The organism is Ectobacillus sp. OTK (assembly GCF_059698935.1).
Map to the genome: position 1 here is coordinate 2,103,583 of NZ_AP048547.1, position 15,616 is coordinate 2,119,198.

14 protein-coding genes are annotated in these 15,616 nt (G+C 41.1%); 6 read left to right on the forward strand and 8 right to left on the reverse strand.

Annotation, left to right across the window (positions count from 1 at the left end):
* The first annotated feature begins 849 nt into the window (after positions 1-849).
* Entirely contained in the window at positions 850-2,307 is a 1,458-nt protein-coding gene (gene zwf / locus AC6HZ4_RS10195; RefSeq protein WP_497494864.1) for a glucose-6-phosphate dehydrogenase, read from the forward strand.
* A 287-nt stretch (positions 2,308-2,594) separates the two neighbouring features.
* Here the strand turns inward: zwf and AC6HZ4_RS10200 are convergent, their stop codons facing one another.
* On the reverse strand, positions 2,595-3,872 hold the full coding sequence (locus AC6HZ4_RS10200; RefSeq protein ID WP_497494865.1) for an erythromycin esterase family protein: 1,278 nt from the start codon (positions 3,870-3,872) through the stop codon (positions 2,595-2,597).
* A 305-nt stretch (positions 3,873-4,177) separates the two neighbouring features.
* On the opposite strand from AC6HZ4_RS10200, the gene AC6HZ4_RS10205 reads away from it, so the two are divergent.
* Positions 4,178-5,158 (forward strand): phosphatidylinositol-specific phospholipase C/glycerophosphodiester phosphodiesterase family protein, encoded by a 981-nt coding sequence (locus AC6HZ4_RS10205; RefSeq protein ID WP_497494866.1) that lies wholly within the window; start codon positions 4,178-4,180, stop codon positions 5,156-5,158.
* A 289-nt stretch (positions 5,159-5,447) separates the two neighbouring features.
* Here AC6HZ4_RS10205 and AC6HZ4_RS10210 read toward each other — a convergent pair whose 3' ends face one another.
* The 6 genes from AC6HZ4_RS10210 to AC6HZ4_RS10235 form a co-directional block, all read right to left on the reverse strand.
* Entirely contained in the window at positions 5,448-6,671 is a 1,224-nt protein-coding gene (locus tag AC6HZ4_RS10210; protein ID WP_497494867.1) for a DUF3880 domain-containing protein, read from the reverse strand.
* A 159-nt stretch (positions 6,672-6,830) separates the two neighbouring features.
* On the reverse strand, positions 6,831-7,055 hold the full coding sequence (locus AC6HZ4_RS10215; protein WP_497494868.1) for a hypothetical protein: 225 nt from the start codon (positions 7,053-7,055) through the stop codon (positions 6,831-6,833).
* 783 nt (positions 7,056-7,838) lie between these two features.
* Positions 7,839-7,985, reverse strand: coding sequence for a hypothetical protein (locus AC6HZ4_RS10220; protein WP_497494869.1), 147 nt, complete (start codon positions 7,983-7,985; stop codon positions 7,839-7,841).
* 390 nt (positions 7,986-8,375) lie between these two features.
* A complete protein-coding gene (rluF, locus tag AC6HZ4_RS10225; RefSeq protein WP_497494870.1) occupies positions 8,376-9,083 on the reverse strand; it encodes a 23S rRNA pseudouridine(2604) synthase RluF in 708 nt (235 codons plus the stop codon).
* A gap of 192 nt (positions 9,084-9,275) precedes the next feature.
* On the reverse strand, positions 9,276-9,599 hold the full coding sequence (locus tag AC6HZ4_RS10230; protein ID WP_497494872.1) for a spore coat protein: 324 nt from the start codon (positions 9,597-9,599) through the stop codon (positions 9,276-9,278).
* Positions 9,596-9,802, reverse strand: a complete 207-nt coding sequence (locus tag AC6HZ4_RS10235; protein WP_497494873.1) for a hypothetical protein — start codon at positions 9,800-9,802, stop codon at positions 9,596-9,598. Before AC6HZ4_RS10235 ends, AC6HZ4_RS10230 begins: the two co-directional genes overlap by 4 nt.
* Before the next feature lie 210 nt (positions 9,803-10,012).
* On the opposite strand from AC6HZ4_RS10235, the gene AC6HZ4_RS10240 reads away from it, so the two are divergent.
* The 3 genes from AC6HZ4_RS10240 to AC6HZ4_RS10250 are packed head-to-tail and all read left to right on the forward strand — an operon-like array spanning position 10,013 to position 11,753.
* Complete coding sequence (locus tag AC6HZ4_RS10240; RefSeq protein ID WP_497494874.1) at positions 10,013-10,225, forward strand: spore coat protein; 213 nt, start codon at positions 10,013-10,015, stop codon at positions 10,223-10,225.
* Positions 10,226-10,238: 13 nt separating this feature from the next.
* Complete coding sequence (locus AC6HZ4_RS10245) at positions 10,239-10,601, forward strand: spore coat protein (protein ID WP_497494875.1); 363 nt, start codon at positions 10,239-10,241, stop codon at positions 10,599-10,601.
* 15 nt (positions 10,602-10,616) lie between these two features.
* A complete protein-coding gene (locus AC6HZ4_RS10250) occupies positions 10,617-11,753 on the forward strand; it encodes a zinc-dependent alcohol dehydrogenase (RefSeq protein ID WP_497494876.1) in 1,137 nt (378 codons plus the stop codon).
* Between the two features lie 191 nt (positions 11,754-11,944).
* On the opposite strand, the gene AC6HZ4_RS10255 is transcribed toward AC6HZ4_RS10250, so the two are convergent.
* On the reverse strand, positions 11,945-13,612 hold the full coding sequence (locus AC6HZ4_RS10255; protein ID WP_497494877.1) for a glycoside hydrolase family 13 protein: 1,668 nt from the start codon (positions 13,610-13,612) through the stop codon (positions 11,945-11,947).
* A gap of 356 nt (positions 13,613-13,968) precedes the next feature.
* On the opposite strand from AC6HZ4_RS10255, the gene AC6HZ4_RS10260 reads away from it, so the two are divergent.
* Positions 13,969-15,615, forward strand: a complete 1,647-nt coding sequence (locus AC6HZ4_RS10260) for a PTS transporter subunit IIBC (protein WP_497494878.1) — start codon at positions 13,969-13,971, stop codon at positions 15,613-15,615.
* Position 15,616: the final 1 nt, after the last annotated feature.

The window sequence follows — 15,616 nt, forward strand, 5'->3', positions numbered from 1 at the left end:
ATGTTAATGTTTATATAGGTTTTTAGTCCTTATAAAGGTAATTATTGGTAAAAAACACGCCGTTTTGGGAATTTAATTCGTTATATCAAAAATGTATGCCCTTACAAAAAACTGTATACTTTAAAAATTCAGTCACACAAATTATACTAACATTTATGGGATTGATTTTTCATATAGGGAGGGATGAACTGCATCGTATGATTAGATTTGTACCAGAAGGAAGGCATGAGCGGCAATTACATTGTCTAGCCAGCCTTCTAGCTTGCATGTTCATTTCCTGACGGTTCTATATTTTGACCTGGATAAAACACATTAGAAAGGGATGGGGATTGATGGTACATGTACATGTGAAAAAGAGTCATCGAAAAATTTGTGAGAGATGCTTAGCTATCGCCAGCGAGAATATCTGTCCCCGATGTGGTTATACGAGGCTAAGTGAAGTGAGTATCGCTCTGCAGGACGGAAACAATAACGATGCATCAAAATTGACCAAGTCTCAGAATAAGGCTTTTCCATTAGAGCAAAGTGGATAGTCAATCATTGAAACAGTTGAAGTAATGTAAGAATGAAGATACTCCGGCTATTCCCATGCCCTGCTTGGTGTGGAGAAAGGTTGCTGCCTGCTGGGGCGAAAGGTGCCCCGGTGGGTGGAGAACTGTCCCCTTCGCAGGTGAATCAGGGCATGTCCGTTTTCCTTAAGGAGGATCTGCAAACAGTCCAAAGTTGTCAAAAACAAGAAAAATTAGCCGTAATATGATATGATAGGACTTAAAATAATTTTATCATCATAGCGAAGAAGTTTGTCGTATGTAATGTGGACAAACGAGGCAAATAGTGGAGGAATGAAGCGTGAATTCTATGACTTTTGTTTTATTTGGAGCAACAGGGGATCTAGCAAAACGAAAAATTTATCCAGCTCTATACAATTTATTTTTAGACGGCAAACTGCCAGACTCATTTTCCGTGATTGGTTTAGGAAGAAGAGAATGGTCTAATGAGATATTTCAATCATCTGTAGAACAATCATTAGAAAGCTTTTCTAGACGCCCGTTAGCTGATTCAGCTAAGATGGAGAAGTTTCTCCGTGCGTTCCACTATCATCCTCTAGATGTAGGGGATACAGAAGGATACAAACAGCTGCTTGAAGTCATCCAGCGACGTGAAGCGGAGTTAAATATTCCAGAGAATCGCCTATTTTACTTATCCGTTGCGCCAGAGTTCTTTGATATCATTTCATCGAATATCCACGCAAGCGGTCTAGGGTCTACAAAAGGCTGGAAACGCCTGATTATTGAGAAGCCGTTTGGGCATGATTTGAAATCAGCACAAGAGCTAAACACAAAGTTAAGCCGTGCGTTTGAAGAAGATGAAATTTATCGCATTGACCATTACCTTGGAAAGCCAATGGTCCAAAACCTGGAAGCTTTAGGCTTTGCTAACCCTGTACTTCAAGCGCTGTGGAATAATGAGTACATCGCTAACGTTCAAATCACGGCTAGTGAAACCGTCGGTGTAGAAACGAGAGCCGGATACTATGATCAGGCTGGAGCGATTCGCGATATGTTCCAAAATCACATGCTGCAAATGCTCATGATGACAGCGATGCAGCTGCCAAAGCGGATTAGTGCAACAGACATTCGCAATGAGAAGAGAAAAGTAATGGATGCTCTTCGCTTGTTGGAAAAGGAAGATGTCATTACGGAAGTCGTACGCGGTCAATATACATTTGGAGAAATTCAGGCGGAACCGGTTGTTGGATATACGGAAGAGCCTGGTATAGATGCTTCCTCCACAAACGACACATTCATAGCTGCGCGTTTATGGATTGATGATGAGTTCTGGAAGGGAGTTCCATTCTATATCCGCACAGGAAAAAGAATGCGTGAGAAGTCTACAAAGATTGTCATTGAATTCAAAAATCCGTTGAAGGATTTGTATGCACATGAAGACAATGAAGCCGCTCCGAATCTTTTAGTTATTGAAGTAAATCCTGATTCGCGCGTTTCGTTGCAGTTAAACAGCAAAAACCCATTGAACGATGGAAAGCTGGAGCCTATTACGATTGATTTCTCTGCCAACCTAGACGAGGTTCCTGAAGCGTATGAATTGTTAATTTTCGATGCTTTACGCGGCGATGCAACCTTCTTTGCACATTGGCATGAAGTCGAGTTATCTTGGAAATGGGTACAGCCTGTTCTGGAAGCATTTGCTGAAAATCTTGTTCCGCTTCATCCATATAATGCAGGTTCTATGGGACCAGAAGCTTCTCGCCAGCTGTTGGAGCAAGATGGATTTAAATGGTGGTAGAATTTTTTTAATAATAAGATTAATATGGACGCTTATCAGATAAAGAGACTGATATTTCCATTATGTCAGTCTCGTAATCTCTTTAAGCAATGTCCTTGATTTCTATTGTACTGAAAAATACTTTAAAATTACTATGAAAGCTTTTGAAATTGTTACATATGTTTGTACAAGTCCCTTTGCAGCTCCGGAGAACTATGAGTAATCGGCAAGGCTGCAGAAGAGAAACGGTAAAACAAGAAAAAGACAAATCGATACAAGATTTGTCTTTTTCTTGTTTTGATTTTTTCTTACGTGGTAATTAGCTCTTGCAGGGTTAATGGCGACAATGCTTTCGTTTCTTCTATGTGAATAAAGGCATCGTATCTGTCCGATAGACGAGAAGGAACATAATTGCCAAGGTGCTCCATTTCAGGATGATACACGACCCCGATAGCGCGATGCCCGATTGTACGCTGGAATGCCTCGCGGTTTTCTTTTGTGAACATGATATATTTATTAAAAGCGCCAGCCTGATGGAGGGCATCCTCCCAGCTGCCTCGTTTTGCTTTCGGAACCACCATTTTCTCAAGCGGATCTCCCCAGCTTCTTGCGGCGATTACGGTGCCGTGATGAGTGCCAAAACCAATGGAATAAATCTGCTCTTGCCCATATTTTTCACGAGTGAGCTGTCCGACATTTTCCAATCCTTGTCTTGCCATATCGGTAGCCCGGGCGTCGCCGATATGGGTGTTGTGCTCCCAAACGATTCCTTTTGCCTCTGCGCCGTAATAATTTCCGATATAGTCAAGAGCTTCTACCATATGTCGGTCTCGAATATTCCATGATTTATCATCATGGGTGACCATTGCGTGATAATACGCTTCTGCATTTGCTGTTACGAGCGCATTGATTTGCATATTCAGTGAAGCTTCAGAATCGCTGTTATAAGTGTGTTTGTTTTGTTGAATCGTCTGAAGAAGTGCTACGGCCTCTTCCATGCAATCCTCTCCGTATAAAGCAGCGGAAACTCCATACATTTCTGCTTTTCGATGAAACGGCTCAAAGCACTCAAATGCCTGTTTGGCCTTTTCGACATCAGGAGATTGAATCCTTTCTAAGTACTGAATCATAGCTTCCATCGATTCCCACAGACTATACACATCCATGCCGTAGAAGCCGATCTTTTTATGCTCCGTCGTTTGTTTTTGATTATAGGAGTAGAGCCAGTCTACAAGTTCCACGATTTCCGCATTCGCCCACATCCAGCTTGGCCAACGATTAAAGGCTTGTAATGCTTCTGTTGCATTTTTGTATTCTGTTGCATTTCCTTTCACATAGCGGTTCACTTCATAGCAAGATGGCCAATCTCCTTCTACAGCGATAAAAGAAAAGCCATGTTTTTCAATGAGTTGTTTTGTGATAGCTGCTCGAACAGTATAAAATTCCGACGTTCCATGGGAAGCTTCCCCAAGCAGTACATATTTGGCGTTACTCGCAGCTTGAATCAACGGCTCTAACTCAGATGCATCAGTAAAACGAACAGCATGTTTCTTAATTTGGTCTACATATAGATCCGTTTGAATCATTTTCATCCCCCTTTTTTCTTAGTATGACCTTTGTGTTTTGCCTTTTGATACGGTTGATTATGGTATCTATACCAATCAAAATGATAAGAATTCTAAATGTTGCACTAGTTATAATTCTGATTTTTGGATTAAAAGGAAAAATAATGAAGAAAGAAGCGGGAATCAGCCATGGGGAAAAGGGGGAAACTTTGTTGTAAGTCGTATTTTTGACATAACAACGGTTGCACTGCTAGGAAAGGAGGTTCGCGCAGGATTGGTTTTGCTGCTAAAAACAAAGTAGTCTAAGCTTTCTTGTGCGGTTGAATATGAAGCCCTTCCTGCTATTCATAATTCTATTAGCCGGCTTTTTTCTAGTCAGCCTTATACAAAGTGAGGAGATATATGCTGCAATCCCATTCAATAGTCCGACATTAGCTGACGGATACAATGGCATAGCTTCATCAGACGAGCTTAGCAATCATCTATCTCTGCAGGCCGCAGCGCGGAGGGAGACAAGCAGTTCAAGAAAAGAGCCTGCCCCTTCTGTTTTACATGATCTGCCAGTCGTCGTTCACGGCCTTGGCTCCATAGATGGGCACTATGTAACAAACTCCCTTGATGCTTTTCTTGTCAACTATAAGCGAGGATTCCGCATCTTTGAAATTGATTTAAATATGACGTCAGACGGTCGTTTAGTAGCTCGTCATGATTGGACACCAGAGCACTATCAATATTTAGGGCAGAACTATCCGCCTATTGAGGGACCAATTTCATTTGAAACCTTTATGTCGCTAAAGATTCATGGTAAGTATAAGCCTGCGTCATGGGAAAGCATTTTAATGGTAATGAAGAAGCATCCGGATTTATACATCATTACTGATACAAAGGAAAGAGATGAAAATCAAGTTCGCCGGACGTTCTCCTACTTAGTGAATGCAGCAAAGCGGATGGACCCGAAACTCCTGGATCGCATTATTCCGCAAATCTATGACCCGGCTATGCTTAGTTACATTCAGTCCTATCATGATTTCAAACATGTAATTTATACATTGTATCATCATATTAATATTCAATCTCCAGAGCAGTTGGCGGACTGGTGTGCACGCAACCATATTACAGCCGTTGCCGCGTTTCCTTTTCGGCTAAAGGATGAGATGCGCACGGCCTTAGGAAAGAAAGGCATCCTCATCTATGCTCACACGATTAACAACCCAGAGGAAGCTGCTGCATATAGGACACAGGGAATTGGGATTTATACGGATTATTTGTTTTATAATGGAGAGAAATTCGTTGAACCGATTCAATAGTTCTTCTTAGCTTTTATCATTTTCTGACAAAAGCCCCCGCTTCAAGCGCGTTACGGCACAGCCCAGCGGTAAGCGGGGGAGTTCAATATGAAGCAACGCTATAGTCCTCGCCAATTATGTGTGACTCTGTTTGTTATTTTAGGTTATATATGTTTAAATACATAGCTCCAGTAAGTGATTTCGCAGATGCCGCAAATATATTACTCTTTCCTATAGGATTTATGAAATATAGATTTACCCTAAAAGTGCTGATCTGGAATCAATAGATCCTGCCTCTTTCTTGTAAGGCTTACCATCTATATCTAGGGGTATCCTGTTGAATATTTTTAAACTGCTTGTTCCTAATTTTAATAATTTGTCCCGCATATATTCGATCTGACCTAAAGTTATTAATCTCTATGAGATGTTGTACGGAAACGTTATACATCCGAGAAATGTGCCATAATGTTTCACCTGAAGTAACATGGTGAAGCTCGTATTTTTCTTTAAGAATATCGGTGTAATAGATTACTTGCCCAATCGATTTTGATATATTCTTTATAATTCCTCTGCTTTTCAACACCTCAAGCATGTGTTCCGCCCTATATCGGTAGGAATCTTTTTTTACAGCTTGTTGTCCGTGTCGCTGAACTCTCTCTCTTTTTTCGTAATTCCTCAAATAATATTGAACTTGTTCCATTGTCTCCTCAGGAGAGGAAGAAACAATGAGATCGTAGCCTGGCCGGAATTTTGCCCGAACCGCAGGTGTATCTGATGTTAATAAAAATCCGCCCGAACCAAGAATTTCATAGGTACGCTGCGTAAGCTGGTCTTCACAGTTCTGCAAGCCAATCACTATTTTTGCTGAACTATAGACTTTGTATGCTTCTGTATAATCGAGATAGCCGTGAATCCAATCACGAGGGATATCCTTTCCGAGATATTTGCCCATTTTATCCCAGTTACGTCCCCAGAAATCTACGCGGATTCCTCTTTGAATAAGAGGAGCAATGAGTGTTTGTAGAGAAGAAGAACGGAATACATCTGGATTTTTTTCAAGAAAATCAGGATAAGCATTGGCCACAACAGCTATATCACAGCGATATTGAGGTAACGGTGTAATACGGCGATGGATGCTTTCATGATAGGAAAAGTCCAAATGGGATGCCTTTACGCCTAATTTTTCATAAATTTCGCATAACGAAGGTGTAACTGTAAAAACAAAGTCCGGCTGTATTGTGCTAATGAGAGGTAATGTAAAGCGCAGCGTATGCAGGGGATCTTCAGTTGCCCAATATACAAGTGGTATATTCGCCTGTTTGACAGCTTCTTGTATCCACGGCTGTTTTTCTTTTGAGTGCTCTGGTGTCCACCCCATCGATAGAATCAAATCCGGTTGAAACATATCTATCATTTCATAAATATTTTCCCTGCTTATCGGCCCAGAAATCATGACTGTATGTCCAATTTCTTGCAACCCATTAGGCAGGCCATACATCCATATGGGGTGGCTTTCCAGAAAGAGAATTTTCATATTTTTGCCCTCACTTCTATTTTACAAAAGTCTACGTTATGGATATGCATGTCTCATATAACTTGTCACGGCATTCATCTATAGATAAGTGCGTATTCTATCGTGTCACTTCTTTTTATTCAAAAAAACCATCCAAACGGAGGATGGTTGAGCAGTGATTTATCGCTCGTCTATAAAAGACAAAGCCTGCAAAATATATGTGATTGTTGCTTGAAGGATATTTTGAGCTCCTCTAGCTGCATTTGCCCTTGCAAAATCTCCCTCTTTCTCGAATTGAGCGATTGCTTTATCAAGTTGAAAAAAGGCAACATCTAAGCGTTCCGCAGCTTCATTCATGCTTTGACTGGCTTTCTCGATATAAGGTTTTTCACGATGCTCGCGCAATTTCATTTCCTCCTCTCTGAAACAACTACTATATTAAATGAAAGGAGGGTAGGGATGGAAACCGGCATTAGTCCTAGTTAAAGTGACTTAATTTTTAATAGTATCGTCGCAATTCTGCAAGTTCTTTGTTCGATGTTGGAAGGGGAGTAATGATGGTTCGATTCAAAAAATAAAAGATGTTTTATATGTAAAACCACTAGAATCATTTTCCTTCATAGGTTATATCTCTAATAGATAGACATACATGAAACTGTTTTGGAAGCCTCTGTCTATGTATTAGGGATGCAGTTTATTCATATGTTACCGAAAGAAGATTCCTTTCTCGACTTCGTGAAGGGCAAAGCCTAGAAATAGGGAGGGCACTGAAAAAGTTCACTTAAAGAGAAAAACAAGCTGATCACCTACTATATGCAGATGGTTAGCTTGTTTTTATTTTACATATATTGATAAAAATTTCTTTATTTGCCGAAAGCACATACTTTTTCAGTGGCCTCGAAATAGACGGGAGATGAATTTCAGTTTTTGCGGTTTGAAACATGTGTTACGCTGACAGAAGCAGCGAAAAGCAAGCAGAGCAGGGAGCGTGTCCAGCTCAGTATACAGGTCGCAGTTTTCAGGGTGGGCACTGTCCGTAGAGCCTGCTAAAAACCGAGTGATAGCTTGGTGTTCGCAGGAAGAATACCCCGCTTTAAGGCGTTAGCCTAAGCGGGGGGAGAGTTCAAGCATTAATTGCAGATCATAATTTACACCCATTTATGAGGTGTTTTGAATTCTTTGAGATCCTTATCTCCACTCATCCCAATAAATATTGACATACTCTGGTTTATGCTCTTTTTTCATCTCATCAATACTTGCGATCATATCTGGCGTTTTCTGTTTATTCATACGTACATTGCGGCTTGTTTTCTGTGTTACACCCTTTTTATCCATCGTATAAACTCCTTTTTATCATTTTCCATAGTTTGTATCCTATTTGTTCATTTCATTCTGTTTGTTAAAAAGAATGAAATAGGATAAAACATACAAACTAAAGAATAAAAAGGAGGATTTACCTACGAAAAAACAGCTCCCGAGGCTATGTATGTCTTGTGCTCTGCTCCTTTCGCCCGTGCAGATAGAGGCGAAAGGAAACGAATGTATTCAAACGCAATGTGTAAGCCAAGCAGCAGTGAAGCTAAAAGATGATGTCAGGAAGCTTTGGATTGACCATGTATCATCAAGCAATTTCCAAACCGATTTTAAAAGGGCCGAACCCGAGAAGTACGTAATGCAGCTTCTGGGGTTTGGCCCTTTTGAATGATTCTTGTATAGCATCCTTTTTTATCTTTGCTTCGGCTTATAATGCAATTCCTTGAACAACTGGTTCAATTCACTCTTGGTTAAGTCGCGCCATTGTCCTACCGGCAGATTACCTAAGTGAATATTCATAATGCGAACTCGCTGCAGCTTGCGCACCTTGTAGCCGAGCGCTGCACACATACGGCGAATTTGACGATTCAGGCCTTGGGTTAAAATAATCTTAAACACATACTTGGACATTTTTGTTACTTTACATGGAAGCGTTACTGTATCTAGAATCTCCACGCCTTCCGACATCGCCTTTACGAAGGAAGGGGTGATAGGGCGATCGACGGTTACGATATATTCTTTTTCGTGCCTATTTTCAGCCCGTAAAATTTCGTTTACAATGTCGCCGTCGTTGGTGAGGAGAATTAAGCCTTCTGACTCTTTATCAAGCCGCCCAATATGAAAAATTCGCAATGGATGATTGACGAAATCAACAATATTGCCTTTCACATGCCGTTCGGTCGTACTCGTAATGCCGACCGGTTTGTTGAGAGCGATATAGACATGCTGCTGCTCCGCGATAATCGGTTTATTGTCGACACGAACATCATCGCCGGGTTCAACCTGACTGCCCAGCTCCGCAACAACCCCATTGATTGTTACCCTTTTACTGGCAATCCACTTGTCGGCTTCCCGCCGAGAAGTAATGCCTGACTCACTAATATACTTATTAATCCGCAAATGAAACACACCTTTAAGTAGAGTTATGTCTTTAAGATAACGCAAATTAGCCTTTTATACAAATAGGGAATCGGTGACGAAACCATAAAAAGACCAACCCTTTGTTTATAAGGATGTTGGCCTGAGGCAATATCTATCATAGCAATTTTAGCTTTAAGTTTTTATGTATTACAGAAGCGGCAGGGTCGTTCATTACGAGGTAGGCGGGTGAAGGGCTGTTTGGGCGGCCTGTAAATCAACCTGTACTTGCTCCTTGAAGTTATACGGATGATAGAGCCCTTTAGAGGCCATATATTTGCTTACTTTATCATGTGTTTTGATAGCTGTATTCAATTGGTCTCGCAATACTTCTCGCAATTCAGGGGTGGCTGTTTCAGTAATCACCGCAGCAAGATTTCTAACCTCTGATTTAATTGAGATTAACAAGTCCATCGCAATCATCTGATCTGTTATTCCTGCTATTCCCGTCATTTCTTCGGTTCCATCCGTACGCATCAACCGAGAAAAAATACTCATTGCAACGCCTCCGTATCTGTTAGAAATTTTTGTAAGTCATGAATATGCTTTTTCCCAGCAGCAGCAGTTGCGGTGAGAAGCGCTTTTAACTCTGTATCCTGTGCCAATCCGCTCATTGCAATGGATTTTGTTAAAGAAAGATTTTTGAAGGTTAATAATTCATGCACTTCTAATGCTTCATGAAGCCCGAAGAGCTTTGTCATCCTGGTTCACCCCTATTTTATCATCTATATACTTATGCTGATGTATTTGCGTTTATATTATTCATTATGGTTGTTTTTGCTTCAATCTCTAGACCAACCTTTTATAATTTCATTTACTGTATTTTAATAAAAAACATGTTTTGAATAAAAGACAAGGCTATAAGGGGAAAGTATTTTCATGAGAGATAGCAGGAGCCGGGAGGTGAACCGATGAAGCATGATGGATTAGCATTCCATGAAACGATGGATACCCATGAAATCCTCAATTTTAAAATTAATTGCTTAGTGAAATCGAAACTAATACAAGGGCTTTGTTTTGATAATGATCTAAAGGAACTGATGGAAAAGGATGTACAACAGTCGATTAAAGCGATTCAAGAGTTGAAAGAGTTATATTTACAGGCACGAACAACACTGCACTAGTGGAGGGAAGAAAATGAATGAGGATTATTTGGATCCAAAGTATTCGGAAGGAATGGCAAAGACGGCTGATGCATCCTTCGCTTTGGATTTTTTGCTTTCTATCAAGAACGGGATCAGAAACTATGCATTTGCAATTACTGAAACAGCCAGCCCGGAGCTGAGAAAGGCATTACATAAACAAATGGAACAATCTATTGATTTGTACGGAGAGGTAACAGAATTAATGATGAATAAAGGCTGGCTGTATCCTCACGATGTAGGCAAGCAAATTGAGCTTGATTTAAAGTCAGCGGAGGTGGCGGTAGGGATTGCTGAAATGAATCTATTCCCTAATGATACAGACCGGCTTGGAATGTTCGCAACACCGAATAAATAAAAAGGAGGAGAAGGCATGAAAGCCGTGACGTATCAAGGAATTAAAAATGTAGGAATTACAGAAGTCAAAGATCCGAAAATAAAAAATGCAGACGATATTATTATCAAGGTTACAACTTCGGCGATTTGCGGCTCCGATTTGCATTTGCTTCATGGCATGATCCCAAACCTCCCTACAGACTATGTTATTGGCCATGAACCGATGGGAATTGTTGAAGAAGTAGGCCCGGAGGTAACGAAGCTAAAGAAGGGAGATCGTGTTATTATCCCGTTCAACGTCAGCTGCGGGCACTGCTGGTATTGCACCCATGACCTGACAAGCCAGTGTGACAATTCGAATCCTCATGGAGAAATGGGGGGATTTTTTGGCTACTCTGAGACAACTGGCGGCTATGCTGGCGGACAAGCGGAATATATGAGGGTTCCTTATGGAAATTTCACTCCTTTTAAGCTGCCGGAGAACTGCGAGGTAGAGGATGAAAAGCTCGTGTTGCTGGCCGATGCCGCGTCGACGGCATACTGGAGTGTAGATAATGCAGGCGTCAAAGACGGGGACACAGTCATTATTCTTGGCAGCGGACCTGTTGGCTTGCTTGCTCAAAAATTTGCTTGGCTGAAGGGTGCAAAACGGATCATTGCGGTTGATTATATCGATTATCGATTAAAGCACGCAAAACGGACAAATAAGGTAGAGACCGTTAATTTTGAACAAGAAGAAAACGTTGGAGAATATTTGAGGGACATGACCGAGGGAGGCGCCGACGTTGTAATAGATTGTACAGGAATGAGCGGGAAGATGACACCGCTTGAATTTTTAGCAGCTGGCATGAAGCTCCACGGAGGAGCGATGGGCGGTATTGTGATTGCGACTCAAGCGGTGCGGAAAGCGGGAACGATTCAAATAACAGGCGCATACGGTGGCCGGTACAATGCTTTTCCGCTCGGAGATATATTCCAGCGCAACGTAAACCTCAGAACAGGACAGGCGCCGGTGATTCCGTATATGCCTCATCTTTACCATTTGATAACGGAGGGTAAGGTGGATATTGGTGATGTCGTGACACATGTTCTGCCTCTTAGTGAAGCGAAACGTGGATACGAGGTCTTCGATACAAGAACAGATGATTGTATTAAAGTTGTTCTTAAGCCATAAGTATCGCATATTACAAAGAGGCCTTGACCGCAAACCAAGACCTCTTTGTTTCTTATTTTCTGTTATACTTTAAGAAATCATAAATTTCCAGCTAGAAGTTAATTCGACGTAGTGGGAAATTTTAGGAATAAAGTATAAGTGCAACTACGTCTCTATCTTCGCCTAAAGGCTCGCCAATCGACGAGTTTTCTTTATACGAGTCTATAAACTCTGGCTTCATAAGGTTTGAGCAAGACGCTTTGAATATTTGTATCCTTCACGTCGTAGTTGCTTATTAATAGCTCCGCAGATGTGTGCGTTACATCGGTAGGCAAGAGAAAGCTCGCCTCTTGATCGGAGATATTTGTCAGGATGAGTATCGTTTCATCTTCCCATGTTCTTGTATACGCATAAATTTGCGTGTCTTCCTCTAATAGCACATCATAGGTGCCGTATACAAGGACAGGATTGTCTTTGCGCAGCTGAATGAGCTTTTTGTAATAATGATAAATGGAAGCAGGATTCTCCAGCGCACCTTGTACGTTGATCTCCGTATAATTTGGATTTACTTTAAGCCATGGAGTTCCAGTCGTAAACCCGCCATTTGGCTGATCGTTCCATTGCATAGGTGTTCTTGAATTATCACGCCCGCGCTTCCAAATGATTTCCATTACTTCATCATGTGTTTTCCCATTTTCTAATTCAAATTTATACAAGTTTTTAATAGCAACATCGTTATAATCGTCAATAGACTCAAATTGAACATTCGTCATACCAATTTCTTGGCCTTGATAAATAAACGGCGTTCCTTGCATTAAGAAATACATCGTCGCAAGGGCTTTTGCGGACTGATCCCAATAAGTTGTATCATTTCCCCAGGTGGAAATGGAGCGAGGCTGATCATGGTTTTCTAGGAATAGCGCATTCCAGCCGACACCTTCAAGTCCCTTTTGCCACGTTGTGAACGTTTTCTTAAGAGCTGGAAGATCAATCGTGTTATTTACATCCCTTCCCCAAAGCTCCAAATGCTCAAATTGGAATACCATATTAAATTTGCCCTTATCTTCGCCTACCCAAAGATCTGCATCCTCGGTCGTTACGCCATTCGCTTCACCGACAGTCATAATATCATATTTATCAAATGTTTCCCGCTTCAATTCTTCTAGAAATACATGAATGCCTTCACGATTCATATGCCCGTCAAATGAAGGGACATAACGCTTCTTCTCGGGATTCGGCATGTCAGGAAAGCCTGGTACCTTCTTAATGTGAGAAATGGCATCGACACGGAAGCCGTCGATCCCTTTATCGAGCCACCAATTAACCATCGCATATAAGTCTTGACGAACCTTAGGGTTTTCCCAGTTTAAATCAGGCTGTCTGGTTGCGAAAATATGCATATAGTATTGACCTGTTTGCTCATCATACTCCCAAGCAGAGCCGCTGAAAATACTTTCCCAGTTATTTGGCTCTGTGCCATCCTCTTTCGGATCTGCCCAGATGTAGTAGTCCCGTTTTGGGTTATTCTTGCTGGAACGGGACTCAATAAACCATGGGTGATCAGCTGATGTATGGTTGATCACAAGATCCATAATGATCTTCATTCCTCGTTTATGAGCTTCTTCCAACAGCTGATCGAAATCCTCCATGGTTCCAAAATCCTCCATGATATCTTGGTAATCAGAAATATCATATCCGTTATCTTCGTTCGGAGACTTGTAGATCGGACAAATCCAAATGACATCGATTCCAAAATTCTGTAAATAATCTAATTTAGAAATAATTCCTTGTAAATCACCAATTCCATCCCCATTGCTATCCATAAAGCTGCGCGGATAAATCTGATAAGCTACTGCTTCTTTCCACCATTTTTTTTGCATAAAAAGGTCCTCCCTATCTATATATCACAAAGGTTATCATATGTACTGAGTTGATGGCAATCGTTTGCGCAATAAAAAATATTTTTTAAGATAAAAAGTCTTATCATTTCTTGAGCTAGCAGCAATTGTTTGTACAAACCGAAGGGAGTGCAAATGGAGGGAGGTCCAAAAAATAGAGTTGCAGTACGGACTGTGTATGCTTTTCTTGTACCTTTTCAAGATTATGTAATAAAAAACAGATATAGGGTTGATTTATGACAGGACTTTTATTACAATACATCCATGCAAACGTTTGCCTTTCGGAAAGTGTCGCTAAATGATGTTTAGAAGATATGTAAAGTTGGAGGTTAGTAGAAATGAAATTTGCTTCGTTTGACTTTTGGCAGAAATTTGGAAAGGCTTTAATTGTAGTAGTAGCAGTGATGCCAGCTGCAGGGCTGATGGTTTCGATTGGGAAGTTAATCGGTATGATGAGTGGCAGCATGTCTATTGTGGAATCGATTGCACATGTGGTCGAGGATATTGGCTGGGGCTTGATTGGTAATTTGCATATTTTATTTGCTGTTGCGATCGGAGGATCTTGGGCAAAGGAGCGTGCAGGCGGCGCGTTTGCCGGCTTAATTGCATTTATATTGATTAACCGTATTACAGGAGCTATTTTTGCTGTAAATAGCGACATGTTAGCGGATTCTAATGCAGCAGTTTCTTCTTTATTTGGAACTCAGCTAGTAGTAAAGGATTATTTCACATCTGTCCTTGGGGCGCCGGCATTAAATATGGGAGTATTCGTAGGAATTATTTCCGGTTTCTTAGGAGCAAGCTTATTTAATAAGTATTATAACTTTGATAAACTGCCGCAATCTCTTTCCTTCTTTAACGGTAAGCGCTTTGTGCCGTTTGTGGTAATTGGCGGTTCTGTTGCAGCAGCACTCCTATTATCTATCGTATGGCCGTTTGTTCAAGGGGTATTAAATGATTTTGGGAACTGGATTGCATCTTCTCGCGATACAGCGCCATTTATTGCTCCGTTTATTTACGGTACGCTGGAGCGCTTATTATTGCCATTTGGTTTGCATCATATGTTAACGATTCCAATGAACTACACAGACCTAGGCGGTACGTACAAAATCTTAACAGGATCTAATGCAGGAAGTATCGTATCGGGGCAGGATCCGTTATGGCTCGCTTGGGTTGCGGACTTAAATAACCTGCTTGCAGCAGGCGATACAGCGGGATATAACCAGTTATTACATGATGTTACTCCAGCTCGCTTTAAGGTAGGGCAAATGATTCTATCCACTGTAGCATTACCGGCGATTGCATTAGCAATGTACTTGAATGTGGATAAAGAAAAGCGCGCGAAATATAAATCAATGTTTCTTTCTGCAGGATTAGCTGTATTTTTAACAGGTGTTACAGAGCCAATTGAGTTTATGTTTATGTTTGTTGCTCCTGTTCTGTATATTGTGTATGCAATTATGACGGGACTCGCATTTGCAATTGTTGATCTTGTTCATATTCGCATCCATTCCTTTGGGTTTATTGAGCTGTTAACCCGTATGCCAATGAGCCTTAAGGCTGGTTTATGGTTAGATCTGGTAAGCTTTTTAGTTGCTTGCGCAGTGTTCTTTGCGTTAAACTTCTTTGTAGCAAGCTTTCTTATTAAAAAATTTAATTTTGCAACTCCTGGCCGCGCTGGAAACTATATCGAGGAAGAGGCTAACGCAACGCCGCAGGAGGGCAAAGCTGGGAATGCTGCAGATGATTCTCTTGCTTCTACAATTATTGGTTTACTCGGCGGAAAAGAAAATATTGAAGATGTAGATGCTTGTATGACTCGTTTACGTGTAACTGTTAAACATATTGATAAAGTTGCTGCGGAGCAGCAGTGGAAGCAAAACGGAGCGCTTGGACTTATTCTGAAGGATAAGGGAGTACAGGCTATCTACGGACCAAAGGCGGATGTATTAAAGTCCGACATTCAAGATCGATTAGGGGCGTAAA

What these genes read in the sequence shown, in the direction of transcription:
- AC6HZ4_RS10200 (WP_497494865.1), bottom strand. Translation starts at nt 3,872, where the DNA reads ATGATTCAAACGGATCTATATGTAGACCAAATTAAGAAACATGCTGTT.
- AC6HZ4_RS10205 (WP_497494866.1), top strand. Translation starts at nt 4,178, where the DNA reads ATGAAGCCCTTCCTGCTATTCATAATTCTATTAGCCGGCTTTTTTCTA.
- AC6HZ4_RS10210 (WP_497494867.1), bottom strand. Translation starts at nt 6,671, where the DNA reads ATGAAAATTCTCTTTCTGGAAAGCCACCCCATATGGATGTATGGCCTG.
- AC6HZ4_RS10220 (WP_497494869.1), bottom strand. Translation starts at nt 7,985, where the DNA reads ATGGATAAAAAGGGTGTAACACAGAAAACAAGCCGCAATGTACGTATG.
- AC6HZ4_RS10230 (WP_497494872.1), bottom strand. Translation starts at nt 9,599, where the DNA reads ATGAGTATTTTTTCTCGGTTGATGCGTACGGATGGAACCGAAGAAATG.
- AC6HZ4_RS10235 (WP_497494873.1), bottom strand. Translation starts at nt 9,802, where the DNA reads ATGACAAAGCTCTTCGGGCTTCATGAAGCATTAGAAGTGCATGAATTA.
- AC6HZ4_RS10240 (WP_497494874.1), top strand. Translation starts at nt 10,013, where the DNA reads ATGAAGCATGATGGATTAGCATTCCATGAAACGATGGATACCCATGAA.
- AC6HZ4_RS10245 (WP_497494875.1), top strand. Translation starts at nt 10,239, where the DNA reads ATGAATGAGGATTATTTGGATCCAAAGTATTCGGAAGGAATGGCAAAG.
- AC6HZ4_RS10250 (WP_497494876.1), top strand. Translation starts at nt 10,617, where the DNA reads ATGAAAGCCGTGACGTATCAAGGAATTAAAAATGTAGGAATTACAGAA.
- AC6HZ4_RS10255 (WP_497494877.1), bottom strand. Translation starts at nt 13,612, where the DNA reads ATGCAAAAAAAATGGTGGAAAGAAGCAGTAGCTTATCAGATTTATCCG.
- AC6HZ4_RS10260 (WP_497494878.1), top strand. Translation starts at nt 13,969, where the DNA reads ATGAAATTTGCTTCGTTTGACTTTTGGCAGAAATTTGGAAAGGCTTTA.